This window comes from Demequina lignilytica, from assembly GCF_030418305.1.
GTDB classification, from domain to species: domain Bacteria; phylum Actinomycetota; class Actinomycetes; order Actinomycetales; family Demequinaceae; genus Demequina; species Demequina lignilytica.
Map to the genome: position 1 here is coordinate 294178 of NZ_JAUHPX010000002.1, position 24600 is coordinate 318777.

Consider the following 24600-nt stretch of genomic DNA (forward strand, 5'->3'; position numbering starts at 1 on the left):
AACGACCGGCGGCGGCCGTTACCTCACCTAGGGGGTGCGTTATCGCGCAGCCCAACGACGCGCCGCTCCGGCCTACGGCCTTGCTGGATCGCTACTCTGGGGGAGAAATGCTCGACTCAGTTCTCGCCCACGTACTGCTCAGACGCACGAGAGCTCCCCGCCCTCAGGGTGGAAGACCTCTCCGAATCGTCGACCTTTTCGCGGGGTGCGGCGGCCTCACCCTCGGCATCGCCCAGGCAGCGGCCGAAAACGGCTTACGTCTTGAGATCCCCCTCGCAGTCGACTTTGAAGCGCTCGCCACCGCCGTGTACAAGAAGAACTTCCCGTTCTCGGAGCGCGTGGAGACAGCACCTGTCGAGGGCTACTTCGACGGCGAACTCGGCGCGCCACACACGCTCGCCGAGAAGCGCACGGCCGCCGAGGCCCGCGACGTTGATGTCCTACTCGGCGGCCCGCCCTGCCAAGGCCACAGCAACTTGAACAACCACACGCGGCGCGTCGACGGCAAGAATGCTCTGTACCTGCGCATGGTTCGCGCCGCGGAGGTGCTCACACCCCGCGCGGTCCTCATCGAGAACGTCCCGGCGGTCCTCAACGACCGGCACGACGGTGAAGGCGTGGTCGAGCGCGCCCGAAAGCACCTAACGGCGCTTGGCTACGCCGTGGACGACCAGGTGGTCGAGCTCGACAAGCTCGGCGTCGCGCAAACACGCCGCCGGCATATCCTCCTTGCGATCCGCGACAACGACGCCACCTCCCCGGAAGCGGTGTTCAACGCAGTCCCCCTGCACCCGCGCCGCGATCTCCGTTGGGCCATAGGCGACCTCGTCGACGTCGACGCAACCAACCCGATCGACCGCGCGCCGGAGGCGCAGGCCGCGAACAAGAAGCGCATGCAGTACCTGCTCGACAACGACCTTTACGATCTGCCGAACGCGCTGCGCCCGCACTGCCAGCAAGGCGAGCACTCCTATAAGTCGATGTACGGCCGCCTGCGCTGGAACGAACCGGCACAGACGATCACGAGCGGCTTCGGCAGTATCGGCCAGGGCCGATACATGCATCCGGAGCGCCCGCGCGCCCTCACCGCGCACGAGGCCGCGCGAATCCAGGGCTTCCCTGACTACTTCGATTTCTCACCGTGCCCCACGCGAGGCGCGCTGGCCACCATGATCGGCAACGCGGTCCCGCCAGCGCTCACGGCCTCCATTTTCGGGACATATCTGGCGCAAACTCGCAGCGCTGCAAACGAATTGGGCCAGGAGGCCGCCACGTCGGGTTGACTCACACCGACGAGCGGCCAGACTGGCGAAGTGAAGAACTGGGGGCAGGGAACTTGACGACGAGTTCTGTGGCAGCAGAAAGAACGAACACGCGCACCAACGAGGTGCCAGAGATCGGCAGCCTGGTGAACGTCCGGGGCGCACGGTGGACCGTGACCGACGCCACGGCGCAGTCGCTGCCGCGCAGCAGCGCCGACGACGGCCGCGCCGAGCTTCAGCACGCGGTGACAATGCAGTCTGTCGAGGAGGACCACTACGGCCGCGAACTGTCCGTCATCTGGGAGCTCGAGCCAGGCCGAAGCGTCATCCACGAGCAGGGCCTCCCGACCGAGCTCCAGGCCGACCAGTTCGACGACCCCACCACCTTCGCCGCCTACGTCGATGCCCTCCGTTGGGGAGCACTTACCAGCGCCGACCCGAGGACGCTGCAGGCGCCGTTCCGCAGCAACGCATCGGTCGAGGCGTACCAGCTCGAGCCGCTCCGCCGAGCAATCGACTCCCCCCGCGCGAACATGCTTCTCGCCGACGACGTGGGTCTGGGCAAGACCATCGAGGCCGGCCTCGTCATCCAGGAGCTGCTCCTACGCCACCGTGCGCGCTCGGCGATCGTCGTCTGTCCCGCCGGCCTCGTGATCAAGTGGCAGGAGGAGCTGCGCGACAAGTTCGGCCTCCACTTCGAGATCGTCAACTCCGAGACGATGAAGACGTTCCGCCGCACGTTCGGCGTGCACGCCAACCCCTTCCGCGTCTACCCGCGCGTCATCGTATCGATGTCGTGGCTGCCCTCCCCTCGCGCCGAGCGCATGCTCGAGGAGGTCTACGCGAGCGTGAACGATGCACGCACGGCCGACCGTCGAGCTTTCGACATCCTCGTGGTCGATGAGGCGCACCATGTCGCCCCCGCGACGCCGAGCCGTGCGAGCGCCGACAAGGCGCGATACGCCGTCGACAGCAACCGCACGAAGGCAGTCCGCCGTTTGGCCGACCGCTGCGAGCACCGTCTGTTCCTCAGCGCGACCCCGCACAACGGCTACACAGAGTCCTTCACCGCACTGCTCGAGATGATCGACCCGCAGCGCTTCGCCCGCGGCGCCGACCTCGACGAGCAGGCCCTCAAGCAGGTGGCAGTGCGCCGCCTTAAGCGCGACCTTCCCGACGAGGGCTTCCGACTCCGCGAGGTCAAGCCCCTGTGGTTCGACCCTTCCGCCGACGAGTCGGACGCCTACGAGCGCTTGATCGCGTTCACGCGCCGCCGCAACGGCGCGGTCCAGCAGGAACGCGGCAAGCGGGCTCTCGACCTCGCCACGGTGATCCTCAAGAAGCGGTTCTTCTCCTCCCCTGTTGCGTTCGCCGCGACCGCAGCCGCATACCTTGACGCGCGCGGAGACGCGGACGTCCAGCTGCCCGACTACGACGATGTGCTGGGCGACGAGGCATCCGACGAAGAGGAGGGCCGCGAGGAGCAGCCCGAATTCGAGGCGCTCCGCAACGCCAAGCGTGCGCAGGTCGCGCTGACCGACGACGACATCTCCGACCTCGAAGAGCTCATCGCGTGGGGTAACGGCTACGACGGCCAGCCCGACTCGAAGCTCGACTCTCTGCTCAAACTGATCGAGGGCGAGCTCCACGTTCCCGGCCTCGGCTGGGGTGACGAGCGGATCGTCATCTTCACCGAATACGTCACCACCCTGGAGTGGCTGCGCGACGTGCTCGAGTCGCGCGGGCTCGGCGGCGACCGCCTCGCGATCATCGACGGCTCGACCGACGCCGAGACCCGCGAGGAGATCCGTGCGCGCTTCACCGCTCCCCCGCGCGAGGAACCCGTCCGCATCCTCCTGGCGACCGACGCCGCAGGCGAAGGCATCGACCTCCAGACCTATTGCCACCGCCTGGTGAGCTTCGACATCCCGTTCAACCCGAACCGGCTTGAGCAGCGTATCGGTCGCATCGACCGATACGGGCAGAACAGGAATCCCCTGGTGTGGCACCCACGTGCCAGCAAGGACAACACCACCGACTATGCGAAGGACAACGGTCTGCTCGCGCGGCTCGCGAGCAAGATCGCGAACTCCGAGCACGACGGCGTCTCCGCCAACGAGATCATCGCGCCCGACCTCCAGCGCGAGCTCGGTTTCGGCGAAGGTCCCGCCCGCAAGTCGCAGACCGATGCGGGCGGGCAGGTCATCAATCGGGTCCTCCAGGCGGAGCATTCCCTGGGGCGCAACCTCACCCGCCTCGCAGAGCGTCTTGAGGACTCACGCGACAGGATGCACCTACACGAGGGCAATCTTCTCCGCGTCTTCGAGCAGGGGCTCCGCGTCTCGGGACAGCCCCAGCTCGTCGAGGTCTACGACCCACGCGAGGAGGCCCGCCTGTTCGAGGTGCCGTCCGGGCTGTCGAAGACCTGGGTCCCGGCTCTGGAAGGGCTGGCGACCCGTCTGTCCAATGGCGTCATGCGCCCCATCACGTTCGACGAGGAACGTGCCAAGAAGAAGACCGACGTGGTCTACGCGCACCTCGGCCACCCCCTGATCCAGCGGGCCGCACGTGAGCTTCGCGGGCAGGTGTGGACTCGCACCGACCAGATCCGTGGCGTCAGCGCCGTCGTCGTCGACGGCCTAGACCAGTCGTTCGCCGCGGGAGTCGCGCGCCTCGTTCTTGTCGGCGAGGGCGGAACGCGTCTGCATGAGGAGGTCTTCCTTGCAGGCACGCGACTATCGCGCCGTCAGGAGCTCGGCATGGAGACGGCAGAGGCCCTGCTCACCTCAGCGCTCGACGGCGCACGCCTCACGCAGCCGGGGCCACGGGTGCTCGCGAGCCTCGCGGCGGATTGGACTACGCAGGCCGGCGACACCGACGGTATCCGCAGCCGCGTCATCAACGCTATCAACCGGCGCGCCGAGCGGCTCCAGGCAGACGTGGACGCCGACCTCACCGCACGCCGCGGCGCGGACCTGTCCGCTGTCGACGAGATTTTTGCGCGCTTCCGCTCGACTCTTGAGGGCACGCTCGCGGCAGCCGAGCAAGCACGAGAGGCCGGCGAGGAACTGCTGTTCCAGCTTCCCGAGGAGAAGCAGCAGCGTGACCGAGATCTCGCACGGGTGCGGACCCGACTGTCACACCTCGCTGATGAACTTCATGCCGAACGCGACGCGGTCGACCGCCGCTACCGCGACGTGAAGGCGCACACCTTCGTCGCCGCGCTCGTCTTCGCCCTGACCCCCGAAGACGCCGAGAAGTTGGAGGCAGCCAGTGGCCGTTGACCCATGGGAGTGGCTGTCCCTAATCGACAGCGACGGGCCCTTCCTGTCGAAGGCAGCCCTCAAGTCGTTCCACCCGTCAGGGCTCCCGAAACCTGACGCGGGCACCGACGGCGTCAACGCCACCTTCGTTGACGAGTTCACGCGGTGGACCGCCGCGTGGTCGTCAGGCTCGGACGACTACGCTGCCGCGCGCGATCGGTGGGTCGAGGCGGTCTTCCGCACGCTGCTCGACTGGTCGGATGACCTGACCCTCGCGCCCGTCGGCCTATCCGCCGAGTCGCCCAACGGCGCGGCCACTGTTCGACCGTGGGCGGCCCTGGCTGGCGAGAATGGACCGGCGGCACTGGTCACCATCGTCGACCGCACCGAGAACCTGCGATCCACAGGTACCGACGGCTGGTCGGCGAACGCGATCGACCGAATGGCGGTGCTGCTGCGCGCGACTGGCGTAAGCATCGGCATCGTCACCGACGGACGATGGTGGGCACTTGTGTCTGCGACGAAGGAAGCCACCGCCGCGAGCGGTGTGTGGGACGCGCTGCTGTGGCGCGAGGAGCGCCCGAGCCGCGACGCGTTCCTCGCCCTCGCGAGCTACGCCTCGATCGCCGGCGGTGCCCCGGAGAAGCGCCTTCCGCTCCTTTTCGAGAAGAGCGTCGCCAGCGCCGAAGAAATCACCGAGGCGCTCGGCGACCAGGTGCGCCGGGCCGTCGAGCTCGTGCTGCAGTCAATGTCCGACACGCACCTGCGCGCGCTCGCCCAGGGTGATCCGTCTCCGCTTCCCGAGGACCCGAAGGCCGCCTACGAGGGCGCGGTCACGGTCCTCATGCGCATCGTCTTCCTCCTCTTCGCCGAGGAGCGCGGCCTCCTGCCTGAACACGAGCTCTACCGTTCGTCGTACTCGATCTCGACGGTTCGCGAGGCACTCCAGCGCGAGGCAACCTCGACCTCGGTCGAGGCTCTCGACCACTCCTGGGAGACCTGGCATCGGCTGCTCGCGGCGAGCAACGCCGTCTTCGGCGGGGCATCGTTCCAGGACATGCGGATGCCCGCCTATGGCGGGTCCCTCTTCGACCCGGCCCGTTTCCCCTGGCTTCAGGCGACCGATGCGCGCGGACAGCTCCGCGTCCGCCTCACCGATCGCGCCATGCTCGCGGTCCTGCGCGCTGTGCAGACCATCGAGGACGGAGCGATGCAGCTGTCGTTCCGCGACCTCGACGTCGAGCAGATCGGCTACGTGTATGAGGGCCTGCTCGGCTACTCCGCCGCGTACGTGCCGGAGGTCACGGTCGGCCTGCAGGGCAAGGCCGGCTTCGAACCCGAGATCGCGCTTGCCGAGCTTGAGGAGATCGCGGCCGAGGCCGCGGCACCTGCAGACTTCGCGAAAAGCCTGGTCGCGCACCTGAAGAAGACCCAGGAGCAGTCAAAGCCCAAGACGGCGAACCAGATCGCGAAGGGTTTCGCAGCGGACGATGCGGAGGCGGCGGCCGATGCGCGCACGCGACTGAGGCACGCGCTCCTCGGCGACGACGAGCTCGCCGGTCGGCTGCAACCATTCCACGGCCTGATCCGCAGCGACCTGCGCGGTTTCCCCTACGTGGTCCCCGCCGGCGGCTTGGTGATGACCGAGTCGCCGCAGCGCGCGAACACTGGCACCCACTACACGCCCCGATCGCTCGCCGAGGAGGTCGTGCTGCACGCGCTGCAGCCGCTCGTCTACGCCCCCGGCCCGCTCGACACAGAGAACAGCAGCAAGTGGAAGCTCAAGTCCTCGGCTGAGATCCTCGACCTCAAGATCGCCGATATCGCCGCCGGTTCGGGCGCGTTCCTCGTCGCGGCGGCCAGATACCTTGCAGATCGGCTCATCGAGGCGCGCGCGAACGAGGGCCTCGACGTCACCGGCGAGTCCGACCTCAAGCGCTGGGCGGTCCGGGAGGTTGTCGCACGATGCCTGTACGGCGCCGACATCAACGGCATGGCCGTCGAAATGTGCAAGCTGTCACTGTGGCTCATCTCGATGGATCCGGGCAAACCCTTCTCCTTCGTCGACGACCGCGTGTTCCACGGGAACTCGCTCCTTGGCGTTACCACCGAAGCGCAGCTGCGCGCCCAGCACATCTACCCCGAGCGACGCCGTCAGGGATCGATCCTGCAGCTCGACGTCGACAAGGAGCTGGACAATGCGGCGCGTATCCGTCGTGAGCTCGCGTCGGGCCAGGTGGACGATGCGGATCGCATGCGGTCGACCAAGGCGAAGCAGGCGCTCCTCGCGCAGGCGGAACTGGTCACGGCGAAGCTCCGCGACGTTGCGGACGGGATCATCGCTGCGGGGCTGCTCGAGGGCGGCAAGCGGGGCACGAAGCTCGACGACAGGTACGTGGTGCTTGCCGATGCCCTTCGCGCCGCCTACCCCTCGGACGACGGTGCAGCTCCCGATCGCACCAAGCTCGACGCGATCATCGACCGCGGCCTCACCCCGACAGTCGACACAGGCGAATCGCGTTGGAAGCCGCTCCACTGGATCCTTGAAGCTCCGGATGTGATTCACACGCACGGCGGCTTCGACGCGATCATCGGCAATCCACCCTTCTTGGGAGGCACCAAAATCTCTGCGGCAACCGGCACTGCCGTTCGTGACTGGCTCGCCAACACGATCGCGCGTGACCGCTCAGGGGGACGCACTGACCTGGTTGCCTACTTCTTCCTGCGCAGTTCGGACTTGCTGACGACTCGGGGGGCGCTAGGGCTCGTCGCGACCAACACGATTGCGCAGGGAGACACCCGTGAGGTTGGCCTAGACCGCCTTGAGGCCGACGGCTTTGTAATCTACCGTGCGATTCGCAGCCGCCCGTGGCCCTCAGCTAACGCCACGCTCGATTACTCGGCCGTATGGTCGACGCGCGCGCTGATCGGCTCGGACGCACGATTCAGTGTCGACGGAGAACCCGCACGGCGCATCAGCACTCTCCTTGAGGCCGCTGGCCGCAATGCAGGCATGCCGCTAACGCTCAGCGCCAACTCAAATGTGGCCTTCGAGGGGGGCAAGCCGCTCGGAAAGGGCTTCATCCTCGCCGAGCAAGACGCCGTGGACATGATCCAAAGAGATAGCCGCAATCGCGCAGTGCTTCGGCCGTTCCTCACCGGTGACGACCTGACGTCGCGTCCGGACAGGCAACCGTCGCGTTGGATTGTCGACTTCAATGACCGGGACATCATCCAAGCCGCGGCTTTCCGCGAGCCTTTCGAACTGGTCACTCGGCTCGTGAAGCCCGAGCGACAGCGCACGGGCCCGGGCGGGTCTTACGTACTTCGCAGTCCACTGCCCGATCGCTGGTGGCAACACGCCGAGAAGAGGCCAGGGCTCCGCGCCGCGACCGCCGACCTCGGCGAGGCGCTAGCGATCGCCAGGGTGAGCAAGGCGATTATGCCAGTCCGGATTTCGACCGAAGCCCTCGCGAGCGAAGCACTCGTGGTGTTCGCCTCGGCCTCATACGCGCTGCAAGCGATCCTGTCGTCGACGGCTCACATCAGCTGGTGCGTGCGCTACGCATCCACTATGGGCGCCAGCACTCGCTACACACCCTCGGATGTCTTCGGCACCTTTCCGATCCCTGCTGAGACACCGACCCTATGCGAGGTTGGGAACGAACTTGACCAAGTGCGCAGTGCCGTCATGAACGAGCGCCGAATCGGCCTTACCGACCTATACAACCTCGTAAACTCACCCAACGTTGAAGGCGACCTAGATGTTGACCGGCTGCGTGATATCCACTCCCGGATCGACCGAGCTGTCATGGATGCATACGGCTGGGCTGACCTACATCTTGAGCACGGGTTCAGCAACTATCGACAGTTCGAGGGGTGGAGCGTCAACAACTCCACACGACTTGAAATTCTCGACCGCCTGCTGGAAGAAAACCACCGCCGCGCGAAGCTAGAGGCCGAGTCCGCGCCCTCGACCAAGGCGAAGCGCGGCAAGAGCCTCAGCGACACCGCGAAGCCCGAAGGAGCGATGTTCTAGTGGCCACCTCCCCTGCCACCACATCCGCGCAGGTGCGCAACGAATTCGGTGACCTGATTGCCCGCGACCTTGTCGGTCCGTGGGACGGGCCTGATGAGACCATCGTCGGCACACCTCGCGCCCGCTACCTCGTGGGCGCCCTCGCGCCGATCGCGCTCTTCGATGGCGCGGCGACGCCCGCATCGTCCCCTTCCGAGAGTGCGTCGGCGGGGCTTGAGGACATCCGCGCGGACGAGTCGCTCGCCGTGACGGACCTCACCGCCGCGCACGAGGTGCAAGGCGTCCCCTCCGACGAGGACGAGTCCATCAGCGAGGCGACGCCCCACGAGCCCGACGAGGATCGCGGGCCAGAGTCGAAGATCATCGCGCCGTCGTCGATGGGGCTGCGATTCCAGGTGCCGGCCGACACGGGCACGCTGCGGTTCACCGCGCGGTGGGGCCGATACGCCTCGCGCCGGGAGGTGGACGACCAGGGCAAGATCCAGACCTTCTACGATCGCACGGCGTTCGAGAAGACCGCCGAGATCGATGTGTCGCTGATCTCCAGCGGTGAATCGGCGCGGCGTGAGGTCGACGACGACGTCGCGATCGACGTCGAGGTGTTCGACTACGAGGGGCGTCGGGTCATCGAGGCGGCGCTGCTCAACATCGCAGTCACCGGAATCGAGCTCCCTCCGAAGCTCTGGCTCTTCCAGGCCGCGCTCGAGGTCACGGCGCCGGACGGCATGGACGTCTTCCTACCGGCTCGCGACGCCATGGTCGCCGATCGCGCGTCGCGCGACCCCGAGGTGCGGCGCCTCGACCTGCTCTATCGCAACCACCTCGAGTTCGCAATCGGGCGCACGGCATCCGTCGAGTGGGACGTCTCCGCCGACGATCCCCGCCGCGCGACCGCGGTGCGGACCACATGGCTGCCCACCGCCGAGTTACCTCAGACCCAGGCACCCGCAGTGCCCGGCGCTGTGCTCAGCATGCGCGCACTCACGGACGCGACTCCCGCCGACCTTGAGGCGGGGCTCGCACCTCTGGTCGACGGCTACGCGACCTGGTTAGGCGACCGCGCTGTGGAGAACGCCGACCTCCCCGAATGGCTCCAGGAGCAGGGCCGCATCGGACTCGAGGATGGCGAGGCGGCGCTCACCCGGCTGCGGACGGGACTCGACCTGCTGGTCTCAAACCCCCAGGCCCAGCAGGCATTCCAGTTCATGAACAGGACGATGCGCGACCAGCGGCTCAGGTCGCAGGTCGCCGCCCTGCGCATCGAGCAGAAGGACCTGTCGATCGCCGACGCGGTGGCCCAGGTCGATGCTCGCGGCGACAAGGCAGCCTCCTGGCGCGCCTTCCAGCTCGCATTCATCCTCATGCAGCTGCCCTCGGTAGTCGACCCCACGCACGTGCGCCGTTCGACCGACTTCGCGCGCGCCGAGCTGCTGTTCTTCCCCACCGGTGGTGGCAAGACGGAGGCGTACCTGGGCCTTGCTGCATTCACCTTCGGCATCCGTCGCCTCCAGGGCAAGGTCGAGACCCCCGAGGGGCTCCTGGACGGTGGCGATGGCGTTGCCGTGCTCATGCGCTACACGCTGCGCCTGCTCACGTCCCAGCAGTTCCTCCGTGCCACCACGCTGATGTGCGCGGCGGAGCTCGTGCGCCGCGAGGATCCGGGCACGTGGGGCGAGGCGCCCTTCTCCATTGGCTTGTGGGTGGGTTCGAGCGTTAGCCCGAAGCGATACTCCGAGGCGGCCAAGCAGGTCAAGGACGTCCGCGAGAGCGACGGCAACTCCGCCTTCGGGCTCACCGTCCTGCAGTTCGACCACTGCCCGTGGTGCGGAACGGCGATCAACCCGAAGTCGAACGTCGAGGCCGACGGCGTCGAGAAGCGCATCCGCGTCTACTGCGGCGACCGGCGCGGCCGATGCCCGTTCTCCGCGGGCGGCTCGGCGCAGGTGGGTCTCCCGGTGCTCACCGTCGACGACGAGATCTACCGCCACCCGCCGACGTTCCTGCTCGCTACCGTCGACAAGTTCGCGCGCCTGGCCCGAGAGGGCGAGGCCGCCAGCCTGTTCGGCTACGTCGCCAAGAAGTGCCCGCGCCACGGCTACAAGCACCTCGACACCGACAGCACCGTGTGCGGCGCCGACTCGCACAACACCACGACGGCAAGCGGGCGCACGTATCCTCCGACGCAGGTCGCTCCCGTCGGACGGCTCCGCCCGCCTGACCTCATCATCCAGGACGAGCTCCACCTCATCACCGGCGCGCTCGGCACCGCGGTCGGCCTGTTCGAGGGCGCGATCGACGTGCTGTCGAGCTGGGAGCTCGGCGCCGGGGGCGACGCAAAGCCCGTCAAGCCGCTGGTGATCGCGTCGACGGCAACGGTCCGCAAGGCCGCCGAGCAAGTACAGCGCCTGTACGCCCGTGAGGTCGAGGTGTTCCCGCCGCAGGTGCTCAGCGTGAGCGACACCTTTTTCTCCAAGGAGGTGTCGCTGGACGATGCGCCGGGCCGCCGCTACCTGGGCGTGTGCCTCCACGGGGCGCGACTTACCCTCGCCGAGATCCGTCTCAGTGAGATCCTGCTGCTGGCCGGGCAGAAGCTGTTCGACGAGCACGGCACCGCGGCCGAGCCGTATATGACCCTGGTCGACTACTTCTCGGCCACGCGCGAGCTCGCGGGCATGCGCCGATACCTCGAGGACGACGTCACCACGCGTGTCAGCAACCCCGACAGGGCGAGCGAGTACCCGAGGCGGCGGACGCCGCTCAAGCTGGGCGAACTCACTTCGCGCATCTCCTCGTCCGAGATCGGCAAGACCCTCACCCACCTCGCCTCCCCGTTCGAGGAAGAGTCCGACACCACCATCGGGCGCGCGAAGCTCCGCGTACGGCGCAACGCCGGCGAGGAACTGCCGTTTAGAGAACTTCCGTACGACGTCGTGCTCGCGACGTCGATGCTCCAGGTGGGTGTGGACGTGCCCAGGCTTGGCCTGATGATGATCGTCGGCCAGCCGAAGAACACCGCCGAGTACATCCAGGCCTCCTCCCGCGTCGGTCGTGACGGCGCAAAGCCTGGTCTGGTCGTGACGCTCGCCAACCGCGCGCGACCGCGTGACATGGCCCACTACGAGCAGTTCGAGCACTATCACGACACGTTCTACGCGAACGTGGAGGCGCTGTCGGTCACGCCGTTCTCCGAGGCCGCGCTCGAGCGCGGCCTCACCGGACTCATCGTGTCCGCGGCTCGCGTACTCGAGTCCACCCAGGCGAGTGCCGTGTCACTCTCCCCCGACGCCAATGCCGGCGCGGGGCGCATCGTCTCCCGGCGTGCGGCGATCGACGCGCTCGTCGACAAGCTCGTCGCGCGCGTCGCGGTCGCCGCCGGAGACGAGGACGAGGATGCGGCCACAACCATGAAGAGCAAGCTCGTGCTGCGGCTCGACAAGTGGACCGACCAGGCGACCGCGCTCCAGGGCGCGCTCACATACGTGAAGAAGTCGCTGCCCCAGCAACACGTCACGCCGCTGCTCGTGAGCCCCGAGGACACGCTCGGCGAGGAGGGTGACCGCCTGTTCCAGGTCGCCAACTCTATGCGGGAGGTGCAGCCGGAGATCGACCTGCTGGTCTCGCCGTTCCCGGGCAAGCTCGCCGAACCGCCGGCCGCCACGACGCCGCAGTGGACGTTCACCGCGAAGAAGGATGCGAAGTGACCGAGACGAACATTCCCGCGACGTCCGCGATCGATGCGGCCGCCGACCCCGGCGTGGGCATCGCCGGCGACGTCGCCGACCCTTATGCGGGCGCGGGTGAGCCGAAGAACCGTGCGCGGGTGGGCTCGATCCGACCGAACGCGATGCTGTTCACCTCGGGCATCGGCGCCACCGTCGACCTGCCCCAGATCGCTGTCATGCCGCAGGGCATCGACGCGTGGGACAAGGCGTACGCCCGGATGGGAGGCGAGACGCCGCTCGTGCTCGTCCCGCGCCTGGTCGAGGCCGTGCGCCGTCAGCTCGGCAACCAGGTCGGCGAACTGCGCCAGCCGCCGTGGCTCCCGGACGAGCTCGGTGGCGACACCACGCCGATCGGCATCCCCACCCGCGTCTTCCCGCAGTGGCTGCGCTGCACCGGATGCGACCTGCTCGCACCCGTCTCGGCGAACGCGTTCGAGTTCGAGAACACCCGCAAGCACCGCCCAGACCTCGCGCGCTTCATCCACCGCGGGTGCAAGGGGCGACCGAACAAGCAGGGGCAGTCCACGCAGAAGGCCCGTGCCCGCGGCGCGGTACCGGCGCGCTACCTCATCGCCTGCACCAACGGACATCTCGACGAGTTTCCGTACGTCGACTGGGTTCATGGTGCCGACAAGCATCGTCAGGAGTGCGTCGCGCAGCCCAAGATGCGCATGCTCGAATGGCGCTCGAACCTCGGTCCGCAGGTGTCGATCGAGTGCGTCAACTGCAAGGCACGGCGCAACGTCGCCGAGCTGACTCGCGCCGGCGGAGAGGACTCGCTCCCGAACTGCAGGGGACGCCACCCGCACCTGCCCTCGTACGCATCGGCCGACAACCCGTGCAAGGGCGAGGTGCGGCTCATGCTGCTCGGCGCGGCCAACCAGTGGTTCCCCGCGACGGTGAGCGTGCTCGTGCTGCCGTCGCGGAAGGTGCCCCAGCCGGCGGACATCGTCACCGAGGTTCTCGGCCTGCCGCCGGCTCAGCTGGCCGATCTCCAGTCGCCCGATGACATGAAGGCCTGGCGCAAGTTCGGCCTCAAGGCCATGACCGGCAAGTTCGACGGAGTCTCCGATGACGACCTCTGGATGGCGATCCAGATCGCGCGCGGCGACATCCCACCGGTCGCGCCCGCGCTCGCCGGACCCGTCGGATACGACCCGAACTACCTCCTCGCCCCCGAATGGGAGAGCCTGACGCACCCCACGGAATTCCTCGCTGAAGACCCGCGCAACGGCTTCAAGGTCCACCCGGTGCCCGTCGCATCGTCCCTCGGTCCGGTCCTCGGCGAGGTCGTCGCCGTCGACCGGATCCGCAAAGCGAACGCGTTCATCGGCTTCACGCGCATCGATGCGCTGGACCGGGTCGGCGACGATGCTGCGCGGATCGCGCCGATCGCGCTCTCCGGGAAGCCCACGTGGGTGCCGGCGACCGAGGACCGCGGTGAGGGCGTGTTCCTGCGGTTCGACGAGGAGCGCGTCGAGGCATGGGAGGCGGGCGTGCTAGCGAGCGATGTGTGGGCCGCGCATTGTGCCGCGCACGAGAGGAACCTCGCGCGACGCCAGAGCCGTACAGCGGCCGTGCTCGATGCCGACGAGCGCATGCCGCCGCCCCGCTACTGGGCCCTACACACGCTGTCGCACCTACTAATCCGCGAGATGGCTATGTCCAGCGGCTACGGCTCCGCGTCGCTGTCGGAGCGCCTCTACGCATGGCGCGCGTCGGAGGGACGCGCCCCTGCGGCAGGCATTCTCATTACGACGACATCACCCGACAGCGAGGGCACGCTCGGAGGTCTCGTCGACCTCGCACGGACGGAGCGGCTCGAGGCCGTGATGCTGGACGGACTCCACCGGGCGCAGCGATGCTCGTCCGACCCGATCTGCGCCCACCGCGTGCCGAGGGGCCAGGAGGACTTCCTCCACGGTGCGGCATGCCACTTCTGCGCCTTCCTGTCGGAGACGTCGTGCGAGCGAGCGAACCGCTTCCTCGACCGGCGTTTCGTGCTCGGGCTTCATGGTGGGTCGCTCGATGTGAAGCCGCTGCTCACGGGCGTGACGGTAAGCGCCGGCTGATGGCGGACCCGTTCGTGGAGCTCGCGTCAGCGCTGTCGCCTGCCCTGGCGGTCAAGATCGCATCAGGGCTTGAGATCGACGGGCGGCTCTCGAAGGCGGCGGCGAAGCTGCCTTCGGATTCGCCGGCGGTGTCCGCGCTAGGGGCCGCCTTCGAAGCCGTGGGGCCAGTCGCGCTCGCCGGGATCCTGCGCGGCTTCGCCACCGCTGCCGACGCGAACGGCACCGACATCCGCGCGGTGTGGAGCGGTCCCACATTTGACGGAGACGGCGACCACACCACCTCGGCGCTCGCCCATCTCATCGACAGCGCCGCCGACGATGTGTTCGCGTCGACCTTCTCCGCAACGCGTGACTCCGCCTTCGTGGATGCGCTGTGGCGTGCCGTTGCTCGAGGCATTCGCACCACGCTCTTGGTCGACTCCAAGGTCAAGAACGGCGAGGTGGCCGCGATGCTTCAGGAGAGGCTCGCGGGCGCTCGGTTCTGGACCTACGTGCATCCCGACGGAGGCTACGCGGCGCAACATTCCAAGGCGGTGCTCGTGGACTCGCGCTCTGCCTTCGTCACCAGCGCGAACTTCTCTGACGCCGCTGCCCATCGCAACCTGGAGGCGGGCGTCATCATTCACGATGCCGCATTCGCGTCAGGCATGCGACAGCGCTTCAACCGGTTGTGGGAAGCCGGGGCGGTCTCGGATCTCGAGTAGCGCGCTCCACTAGGGCGTCAGACGCGCCCAAACGATAGACCCGTCGCTGCCGTATCCCAGGAATACGCTGCACCCATGGCCGTCGACCCTGCACTTGCGGAACTCGCTCGCCCCATTGAAGAGGGACTGCCCTGGCCCCGCCCCGCTTGTCCCACCTGTCAGACCGGCTACATCGGCTTCGCGACCCCGTCTGAGAATGAGGACTCGTCCGCAGTTTCTGCACGCGACCACCCCAATTTCGAGCCTATCTGGATCTTCGGCACCTTTGTGGTCCGTGGAGAGTGCGAGAACCCGAAGTGCAGGCAAGCGGTGCACGGTACCGGCGACTACCGAGTGGGCTATGCCAAGAAGAACATCGGGGAAGAATCCGAGTATCAGGGGTACAACTACTCCTCCTATTACACCGTCACGCACTTGCACCCACCGATGCTATTGATGCCGATCCCGGCGTCCGCACCAGCGCAGGTCAAGGACGGCGTTCTGCGCGCTTCTCGAGTGCTCTTCGCTGACCCAGGTCTAGCCGCTACCGCATTGCGTGCGACCGTCGAGCAGTTCCTCACTTCCCAGGGCATTGCAGGCAAACGCATAAGCGGGCAGTTTCGCAATGCTCACGAACGGATAGAAGAGTGGTCGGCGGCCGACGCGGGCCGGCCGCCCGTGGCCAATCTCTTCTTCGCCGTCAAGTGGCTCGGCAACGCGGGCACTCACGAGGATTCGGACGTCACCACCGTCGAAGTTGTTGCTGGAGCGCGTGTCCTGGATGAGGCCTTTCACCGACTATTTACAGGGCCAGATATCGATGCCCACGCGCGGAGCATCAACGCAGCCAAGGGGCCCACGAGGCAGCCCTAGCTCCGGGGACACCTTCCGCACCGCATTGGCCGCATCGTGCCGCGCTTGCCACATCGGATGCCACGAGGCGACGCTGCACCACCTTCGACAAGAATAACGAGGTGGTGCAGGTCGACAAGGACCTTTTCGAGTAGCTACGAACCGCCCCGGGCGGAGAGATCGATCTGCATCCAAGAAGCGGATTCACCCACGGCCCTAAGTAAGTCGTCTTGACGCGGCTGGCCTAGAAGCTGCCGATAAGTGACTACCGTCCGCAGGAGCCGTCGGTAGTGCTGAAGCTCGCGGCTCAACGGCTGCGCCGGGACGTACCGTTCGATCGCGGCTCCCCCGTCGCGCGGATAGACCCAGAACGGCGTCACCTCCGAGTCCGCACCCGACCGCGATTCCACTGCTGCGGCGAAGACCGCGCTCCACGGGTCATCAGAAAGGTCGTCGAGCGCCGCACTTGCGTGAGCGGCCGCGACGTTCTTCCTCACCGCATGGCCCTTGTAACGGTGCACCCGCCCCTCGCGCTGTTCGAGGTCGACCGGGTTCCCAGGCAGGTTCCAGTGAACGATGGCGTGGCTGTAGGTGTGAAAGTCAAGCCCCTCCTGCCCGACTGACGTCGAGGCCAGCACGAACGGTCGGAAAGGCGAGTTGTACGCCACACGCACCGCGCCTTCGCGCACCACCGCCTTGTCATCGGACTGAACGCGGCCGTACCGCGCGGCGAAGTGGCTTCCGACGCGACGCGGGTGAAGCTGGGCTAGCCCGCCCTCGACCGTCACATGCTCGACTACGTTGGTCGCGGTTCGGATCGACAGAGCCTCCGCCATCACTGCTGCGATCGAGCGTGCCCTGTCATGCGACGAGGCGTCTTGGAGCCCCTCAGATTCCACAAGAACGTGCGCGTACTCGTCGAGCACCGCTTGCAGGCAGCCGTCGATGCCATGGTGGAGGACGTCGCGCCAGTAGGCCTCGCCATCCTGCGCTCTGAGCAGCACGATGATCTCCGGCTTGTTGAAGAGCGACCTCAGGCCCTGGGCGATCTGCACCGCCGCCCCTCGAACCGACGGGTCGGCGAGCGATGCGGCACCTCCGCACACTCGCGACAGTGCCCGGAGCGCAACGACGCCCGGTCCGGCGATGGCGAGATCGGTGAGTACGGCCGCAAGATCGGATGGCACGGCGCCGAGGCCGAGCTCACGAGCATCACCGCCGGGCTCGAGTCCATCGAGCTGACCCAGCAGGTCGAGATGCACGTCCATACGCGAGCCCGCGTCGTCGTCGGCCGTGTCTCGGCGCATCCACGAGAGGAGTTCACCACCGCGGACAGAGTCGTCGAACCGGTCGAGCAACGCTGGCGCCACCCAGTACCAGCGCGAGTCTGCGGCGCCACCGGGCTCAGAGCGCACGCCGAGCCGCGCGACGAGGGCATCAACCCGCTCACGGACGATGCCGATCATCCAGTTGCGATCCATCGGCATGGGAGCACCGACGTCGCGCGCAATCTGCAGGGGATCTCCGGCTCGTGCGAGCGTAGTCGAGGGATAGAGGAGAGCGAAGGTAGTGCCCGCCGGCCGGAACTGCAGCGGCGCGGTGGTCGCACGCACCTCGTCGTACGTGCGCCCCTGCATATCGGCGTGTTCGACTGTGCGCCGCTCTGCCTCGTAGCTCATCATCACCGAGATCGCCTTGGGCACGACCGCCCAGGAGGAAAAGATCAGCCGCTTGGTGAACCGCCGAAGCTCCGGGTCTGCGTACGCCAGTCCGGGCTCGTAGTACGGCAGCGACGGGGGGAGCCAAGCAAGCTTCCACGCACCGCGGTCCAATACGTCCGCCATCAGCCCGCGAAGCTTGGCATTGCCGGGGTCTATGTGCCGATAGTTGTCGATGTCATCGCGCGATAGCAGGCCCGGCGCCGACTCGAGCAGCCGCGCCAGGGCCTGATCCTTGCGGTCAATGGCGGCCTCGAGCTGCCTGCGCACCTGATATGAGTTCCGCTCCATCAGGTTGAGCGGGTACGGGCTGGACCGCCAGTACTCAAAAACATCGTTCTTGTCGAAGTGCCGGGCGACGGCGTCGAAGGTCTTCCACGACCGCACGTCCTCACGATCGAGAACCGCGCCGGGCATCTCGCGTTCCGTCAGCATCCCGTCGCGATCCGGCGTCGAGGCGAGCCGCTCCATGCGGCTCATCACGCGCCGCAGTTCGCGTTCGACACCGTCCCGCGCGTCCAGAGCCTCATCGGTGGGGCCACCCGCGATCGCAGAGTCACGCATAGTCCGCAGGTCACGGCGCACGCGCTCCGCCCGTTCGTCGTCCGCGAGGAATGCGACCGTGCGCTGAAAGTCCGCGTAGTGGTCGTCACCCGCGGGGTCATCGGGCAGGGTGTACATCTTGAACGGCGTCGCCGAGAGGAGCAGGACGCGTGCCTTCTCGTGGTCGAAGACGGCTCGCGCGAGGTCAGCTCCGTCGCCATCACCATCGAGCACGTCCTTGAAGCGCTGGAACTCGTCCAGGATGACGAGGTCCGGTTCCAGGTGATCGACGGCCGCGCGCGCTACCAGGTGGCGGAGCGTTCCGAGGAGCCGGTTACGGCGCGCGCTGAGCCGCCAGTCCGGATCGCCACGGAGGTAGTTGAACTCGGCCACGCAGGCTTCGATCTCATCGCGAAGGGGGCCTCCCTCCGGGCCTGACGCGGCAGCGATCTCTTCGCCAAACGCCACGACGAGGTCGGGGTCGAGCGTGCGGCGATCGAACTGCCCGAGGTGCCAGCCGAAATTCTTCTCGCTCATGGTGGCCTGGAAGAAGCGCCGCCACCGGCGCGCCTTCACCGCATCGTTGCCCCACGCGCCGACGAGCATCCAGTACAACATCACGCGCTCCTGGAACTTGCCGCCCTGGTTGCCGACCTCGAACGAGGTCCCCGGGGTGAAGGACACGAAGTTGATCTTCTCGGAGCGGAGTTCACGGATCACCTGAGGCAGGAGGGTGAGGCGGTCTGCATGCCGCAGCTCAGTGCCCCCCACCACGTTGAGGCGCCCGATGTTCTGGCGAGCGATCTGGGTGTTCGAGCAGATGTAGACGATGTCGATGCGATCTTCGATGTCCCACAAGTGCTCGACGGTCTTGGCGATGAGCCCCTTGGCGATCATCGTCTTTCCCAGGCCAACCTCGTCAGCCACCAGGAACCGCTTGGTCTGGTCGTGCTCGCCCCACAACCGCTCGAACGCGTAGTCGACCGTGCGGCGCTGGAAGTCCTTGAGCCCGGCGAGGATCTCCTCGGAATTGGGCCGTTCCCGTGGAGTGCTCATGCGCGACGCTCCTGGTGGACTGACCACACGACTTCCCAGAGCTCGTCGAAGCCTGCCGGAATCAGGCCCTGCGCACCGTCGACTTGGCGCAGCTCGTCGACCGCACCCGCAATGCGTGCCAGGGCCGCATCGTCACGTCCGACGGCGCGAACGAGCGGCTCGAAGAGTGCCACGTCCACCGACACCCCCCGCGGCGCATCGCCCCAGGATCCCCACGATTCCGCTCCGGCCAGTTCGGCGAGCAGCGCGTCGTAGGCGGGGTCTCCCAGTAGGAAGATCAGGTAGCGAAGTACATCCTGCTGGTTCCGAAGTACAGTCGCCACGGCATTCTTGCGTCGGTCGCGCACGTCGCCGGTCAGCTCTGCCTTGAGAACGCATCGGCGCACCACACGATCGTCCCCCGCGCCTGCCGTCGTCTCGACCGCGATGAAGGGGGTCACGTTCTCCTCGGCGAGATCCCAGGAGATTTGTGTGCTCAGCGCCCGGCTGTGCCCGTCTCGCGGCACCGAGATCGGCCATATCGAACAGATGCCCGGCGGTTCCGTCGCTAGCTGGGTCGTGAGCGTCGCGTCGACACGGCCGTCGCCGTGGCGCCGGACCTGCAGCGTCATGCCTCCCTCGGCCAGCGAGCGGTGGAACGCCTCAATCGCATATGTCGAGACAATCTGGGGGTCGTCGACGGGATCTGAGCCGACCGCGGACGCGGCCTCGAGCATCCGGATCAGTCCGGGAGCCTCATCCGACCCGACGAGCACCCGGTCGACCCCGCACTCGCGGGTCGGACCGTAGAGCAGGGCATCGAACTCGACGTTGTTGCCCCACCGAGCGCTGGTGAGGTTGGCGCTGCCTGTGATCACCTGCGAGGTTCCGCCCAGGAGATCGACCACGAAGGTCTTCGCGTGCAGACCCTCGCTCGTGCCCACTACCTCGCTTGTCGCTGACTCTGCGTCGCCAGGGTCGGCGCCGGCCTCGATCTCGGCCAGACGCTGAAGGACGTTGGTTTCCCAGCCCTTGAACGCGTCCGCACCGAGGAGGTCGAGCGACTCCTGCCGCGTGATGAGGGTCCGCTTAGTGGAGATCGATGAAAGTGCTGCGACTCCCCCGGTCGTAAGGAACGGGCTGATGGCGAGGATCTTCTGTGCAGACTCAGGGAAGGGCCAGACACGATCGCCCGTGACGCCGATAGGAATCAGCTCGCCGCCGGTGAACGGTGCCGGAGCCGCTAGCGCTGCGGCACGCAGAGACCCTGCAAGGCTGGCGATGGCCGCTTCGCGCTCGGAATCGAGGGGCCGGAGCCCCAGCCAGGGAAGAGCCGAGACGAAGTCCGCCATGGGTGCCGCGTCGATGTTGCCGTCTGGCGCTTCATCAAGCACGAGCGCGGTATCCCAGGACCGATCGAAGGTGATGTTGCGGCTGAGGATCAGCACACGGTGGAGGTATCGCTCCCCCGACTCGTCGACGAATCGGAGCGCCCAGGTCTTCGGGTGGAAGATCGCCCCGGCGCGGGGCGCCGCCACCTCGCGCACCGACTCCTCGACGAACGTCAGAATGCTCCGGTAATTCGGGGGCACGTGAATACCCCCGGCCTGGCAGAACACGGTCGTGCGGTCCGCGTACCGCCGAACCGCCTCAAGCAGCCGGACAGGATCCGCGCCATCGAGGTCCTCACCCGAGAGCCTGTCCTCGAGCGCGAACGAGAGGGGCGCCAGGAGGAGCGCGGTCAGGTCCATCGAATAGGTGGTGCCGACTGCGACGTCGACGCCGAACCCGGCGGGCGGCCGGAGGGCGTCGGTAAGAAGTACGCGCGTCTCGGGCGTGAGAGTCATGCGGCGGCCCTCGCGGCATAGAGATCGCGCAGGTGGACGATCGAATTGCCCCAACGGAAATCGAGCCGTCCAAGGCCACTCGAACCGGACCACCGGTCGAGCGCCGCCTGATTCACGAAGCGCGCCCGTGCGCCCTTGATCTGGCGCTCCCGATTCTCGACCAGGCGTGCCGCCTGGTCGCTGGTGAGCAGCTCTGCCCCGGACCCGGCCAGCTCGATCCAACGTTCGATGAAATCTCGGGTTGTCGAGCGCAGTTGCGGATTGTGTCGTGTGATGAGGGCCCACCAATCGGCACGGTCCCAGGATCGCGCATCGTCCGGAGCTGATGTGTCCTGCCACAGCGCCAGCGATTCCGCGTGCCGATCGGCGACTTCGTCCCTGCCGGCCCTGCGGGCGAGTGCGAGGTTGTAGACGAGGGCGGCGCCCTGGACGATCTCGCTGAATCGCCTTGCATGTTCGACAGTCGTTCCTAGGTCCTCGGGAAGCTCATCGCGATTCGCGATCTCCCACGGGAAGTTGGCTGCATCGGCGCCGCTCGCATTCGTGGGTTGGTTGATCACGAGCCACGCGAGCAGCGTGCCGCGCGTACGCGTCGCGATGCGATCCTTGAGGTACTCCTCCTCATGCGGCGTCAAGGCGAAGTCGGCGCGCCGGAGGAGGTCCGGGGCTGGCGGCGGGAGGTCCGGATCGATGCCATCGGTGGCGAGGGCGGTGAACGCGTCGACGTCGTCTGGTTCGGCTGTCCGCTGCTTGAGTGCGCGGAAGTCGGCGAGCCGACGGTAGTACGCGTCTGGCGATGTGGCGTCAACGAGGCCCCAGGATCGAAGCGCTGACCAATAGACGTCGCCGGGGAGCCGCTTGAGGTTGCGGCGTGCGACGTTGCCCATGACGCCTTCGTTCTCACCGCCGGCAAGAAGGCTCTCGGTCAACCGGTACTGCATGTTGCGGAACTCGGCCCCCATCTCATTCGGGTTGCGCTTGTGAGACGCATCCCGCATCAGCCACGGAAGGAAGAGCACGTATCGCAGGCGTGTATGCAGAGTGGACGTGCCGGGGAACATTGCGTTTGCCAGAGTGTCCCGGATGCTTCCGATGCCCAGCTCGTCGATGGTGCCCTGCTCGCGAAAGAGATCCACCACTTCGAGCATGCGGCGCCGCTGCTCGTCGTCGTTGTCGAGCCAGCCGAAACTCGATGCCATGGAGAGATTCTCGCCAATCGTTGCCATTTGCGCGAGAAGTGTCAGTGGGTGTCGGTAGGTTTCCCAACATCGGCAATCGAGTGTGGACTGCGAGGGGCAGCATGACGTACATCGGGCTAGACGCCTGCAAGACCGGTTGGGTCGCGATCGTGATCGACGATGCTGGGTACCGAGACGTATTCATCGCCCCCAGCGTTCGAGATGCGGACGAACGAGGAATCTCCGAGTTCGATGCGAGGATCATCGTGGTCGACATTCCTATCGGCATTCCTAATTCGGGCTCACGAGCCGCGGATACGCAGGCTCGAAAGTTCATTGCCCCGCGTGGCCCGAGCGTGTTTCCCACTCCCGTTCGTGCGGCTCTCGAGGCCGAGTCCTACGCGGCCGCACGAGCCGCGTCGCTCGCCGCTTCAGGAAAGAGCCTTTCGGCTCAGGCATATGCGATTCGCGAGCGGATCCTCGACGTCGATGGGTACCGCGACCGTGCGCGCATCCCGATCCTTGAGGGTCATCCTGAGGTGAGCTTCCGCGCAATGAGGGGCACCGGAATCGAGCACGCAAAGAAGTCCGTTGCCGGGATGTCACTACGCCACCAGCTACTTGACGGTGAGGGAATCTCTGTGCCGTTTGGAGTGGAGTCCTCGCTGAAGGGTGCCGCTGCCGACGATGTCCTCGATGCGGCAGCGATGGCGTGGACTGCACGGCGAGTTGCGCGGGGCGAGGCGGATCGCATTCCAGCCGCGGCCGGGTCCGAGCGGTTCTCAGACGGCGTCGACTCGGCGATCTGGTTCTAGACAGTGGGTGCGAGAAAGAACCGGTCGTCTCGACTGGCGTCGCGCCCGCCCATGCCAAGCGCCCGCAGGTCAGTGTCACTGGCGCGGCGACGGACCCGGCCTTGGGAGCCACGTCAGAGTGGCGTATGGCTTCGCCTTGCTCAGGCTGGCATCGGACCTCGGGAGATGCTTGTGGCGGCCGCGAGCGTTACCGGTGCACTTGCGCTCGCAGCGCCATCGCTCTGGGTCTTGATTGCCACGGGGAGCGTCAATGAGGCCGCCGCAGCGGCCCAGTACATCGATCCCCTCGCCGCGATCCGTGGAGCGATCCCCGAGTTTATTACAGGAGTCTTCATTGGGGGCGTCGTGGGACTCTATGCCGTCCTGTTGACAGCGCTCCCTCTGATTGTCGGGAATGGTGAGCCCAGGGGCCTGCGGATCTTCTTCACGGTGCTCGTCGCTTTCTTGGTGGCAGCCGGCCTCTCAGTCGCGGCTGTTCTGGTCCCGTGGTTCGCAGCAAATGAGGTGGCGGGCTTCGCCATCTTGCTTGTCGCGGCGGTGCCAGGAATGCTGGGGTATCGCCGTCGCTCGCGACTAGTGGTGGCGTCGACCCTGTTCCTGGCGACTACAGCCCTTGCACTCTGGGGTTCGCTGTTCTTCTCAACGGGTGTGCACCCACTTCCGCTAGTCGAAGTCGATTTCGAGAGTCACGGGACCGTGACCGGTTATCTCGCAGGTGGGTCAAACGGAGTCACCGCGGTCCTCGTCCCCGTCGAAGACGACGATGCATACTTCGTCGGCACCTTCAAACTTGAGACGTATGTGGGCCCGATGGAATCTGTGGTGGCCTGCACAGCGAGCTCAATCTCTGCGGCTGGCGGCTGTAGCCCGTAGCCATTGCCGCCACAATGCCAAAATCGAAACTCCAAAGCCGCCTTCGCGCGACGCTTGCCCACTCCAGCGCCGTGCAAGGCGCCTCTTGGAATCGAGCCCACCGCGGAGCTCGGAGTGGATACAGAATGGAGAGTGCGCTCAGACGCCGCGCGCCTCGCCTCCCACCTGATCTGCGATCAACGGTGCAATCTCGGCCGAGTTCGCGATGCCGTCGCTCGAGTTCAGCGAGAGCGCGCTATGCTCCCATGCGACATGGATGCCCCCAAACGAGTCGCTCAGCTCCTGCCACGCGGCGAGCGTGTCGCCGTCGGGGAACACGTTGATCCCGGCGTCGTAGCCGTTGATCGTGATGTCGAAGACTGCCTTCGCTCCGGATGCCCCGACTTCGGCGCGCACCGGCTCCGTGTGGTCGATACCAAGCTCATCGAGCGCCGTGACGAATGTCTGCACGGCCGCTTCGATGTCGGACACCGGGGCCTCACTCGTCTCCTCTGCGGCAGGCGACGCTTCGGTCGGCTCGGGCTCAGTCGCGGTAGAGGTATCCGCCGGTGTCTCTGCCCCGCCCGCTTGGGTGTCGGACGCGGATTCGCTCGTGCATCCGGCTATGAGAGCGGCGCCCAGCAGAGCCGCCACTCCAGCAGTAGCCGTGCGCTTGAGTTCCATGATTCCCCCTCGACTTCGTTGTCACCCGCCAACCT

The 24600-nt window shown here is 66.8% G+C and carries 13 protein-coding genes; 9 read left to right on the forward strand and 4 right to left on the reverse strand.

Going from position 1 to position 24600, the window contains the following annotated elements:
• Positions 1-107: 107 nt before the first annotated feature.
• The 7 genes from QQX10_RS04720 (at position 108) to QQX10_RS04750 (ending at position 15914) form a co-directional block, all read left to right on the forward strand.
• Positions 108-1283: a DNA cytosine methyltransferase gene (locus QQX10_RS04720; RefSeq protein WP_301118531.1), complete on the forward strand. Its 1176-nt coding sequence runs from the start codon at positions 108-110 to the stop codon at positions 1281-1283.
• Positions 1280-4546, forward strand: coding sequence for a DISARM system SNF2-like helicase DrmD (gene drmD / locus QQX10_RS04725; RefSeq protein WP_301118532.1), 3267 nt, complete (start codon positions 1280-1282; stop codon positions 4544-4546). The genes QQX10_RS04720 and drmD overlap by 4 nt, the downstream gene beginning before the upstream one ends.
• Positions 4536-8564 carry a DNA methyltransferase gene (locus tag QQX10_RS04730; RefSeq protein ID WP_301118533.1) on the forward strand — a complete coding sequence of 1343 codons (4029 nt, stop codon included), beginning with the start codon at positions 4536-4538 and terminating at the stop codon, positions 8562-8564. Before drmD ends, QQX10_RS04730 begins: the two co-directional genes overlap by 11 nt.
• On the forward strand, positions 8564-12265 hold the full coding sequence (gene drmA, locus QQX10_RS04735) for a DISARM system helicase DrmA (RefSeq protein WP_301118534.1): 3702 nt from the start codon (positions 8564-8566) through the stop codon (positions 12263-12265). Before QQX10_RS04730 ends, drmA begins: the two co-directional genes overlap by 1 nt.
• The gene (drmB, locus tag QQX10_RS04740) at positions 12262-14358 is read left to right on the forward strand and encodes a DUF1998 domain-containing protein (protein ID WP_301118535.1); all 2097 of its coding nucleotides are present in this window, start codon (positions 12262-12264) and stop codon (positions 14356-14358) included. Before drmA ends, drmB begins: the two co-directional genes overlap by 4 nt.
• Positions 14358-15062: a DISARM system phospholipase D-like protein DrmC gene (gene drmC, locus QQX10_RS04745; RefSeq protein WP_301118536.1), complete on the forward strand. Its 705-nt coding sequence runs from the start codon at positions 14358-14360 to the stop codon at positions 15060-15062. Before drmB ends, drmC begins: the two co-directional genes overlap by 1 nt.
• Positions 15063-15137: 75 nt before the next feature.
• Positions 15138-15914, forward strand: coding sequence for a DUF4145 domain-containing protein (locus QQX10_RS04750; RefSeq protein ID WP_301118537.1), 777 nt, complete (start codon positions 15138-15140; stop codon positions 15912-15914).
• Positions 15915-16048: 134 nt separating this feature from the next.
• Here QQX10_RS04750 and QQX10_RS04755 read toward each other — a convergent pair whose 3' ends face one another.
• Genes QQX10_RS04755 through QQX10_RS04765 form a run of 3 tightly spaced genes read right to left on the reverse strand, consistent with a single transcriptional unit; the run spans position 16049 to position 22262 of the window.
• Positions 16049-19210 carry a helicase-related protein gene (locus QQX10_RS04755; protein ID WP_301118538.1) on the reverse strand — a complete coding sequence of 1054 codons (3162 nt, stop codon included), beginning with the start codon at positions 19208-19210 and terminating at the stop codon, positions 16049-16051.
• Positions 19207-21036 carry a phospholipase D family protein gene (locus QQX10_RS04760; protein ID WP_301118539.1) on the reverse strand — a complete coding sequence of 610 codons (1830 nt, stop codon included), beginning with the start codon at positions 21034-21036 and terminating at the stop codon, positions 19207-19209. Before QQX10_RS04760 ends, QQX10_RS04755 begins: the two co-directional genes overlap by 4 nt.
• The gene (locus tag QQX10_RS04765) at positions 21033-22262 is read right to left on the reverse strand and encodes a DUF6361 family protein (protein WP_301118540.1); all 1230 of its coding nucleotides are present in this window, start codon (positions 22260-22262) and stop codon (positions 21033-21035) included. The genes QQX10_RS04760 and QQX10_RS04765 overlap by 4 nt, the downstream gene beginning before the upstream one ends.
• 74 nt (positions 22263-22336) lie before the next feature.
• Between QQX10_RS04765 and QQX10_RS04770 the strand changes: the two genes are divergently transcribed.
• Positions 22337-23029, forward strand: a complete 693-nt coding sequence (locus tag QQX10_RS04770; RefSeq protein ID WP_301118541.1) for a DUF429 domain-containing protein — start codon at positions 22337-22339, stop codon at positions 23027-23029.
• 165 nt (positions 23030-23194) lie between these two features.
• On the forward strand, positions 23195-23902 hold the full coding sequence (locus QQX10_RS04775) for a hypothetical protein (RefSeq protein ID WP_301118542.1): 708 nt from the start codon (positions 23195-23197) through the stop codon (positions 23900-23902).
• Positions 23903-24040: 138 nt separating this feature from the next.
• On the opposite strand, the gene QQX10_RS04780 is transcribed toward QQX10_RS04775, so the two are convergent.
• Positions 24041-24565, reverse strand: coding sequence for a hypothetical protein (locus tag QQX10_RS04780; protein ID WP_301118543.1), 525 nt, complete (start codon positions 24563-24565; stop codon positions 24041-24043).
• Positions 24566-24600 lie beyond the last annotated feature (35 nt).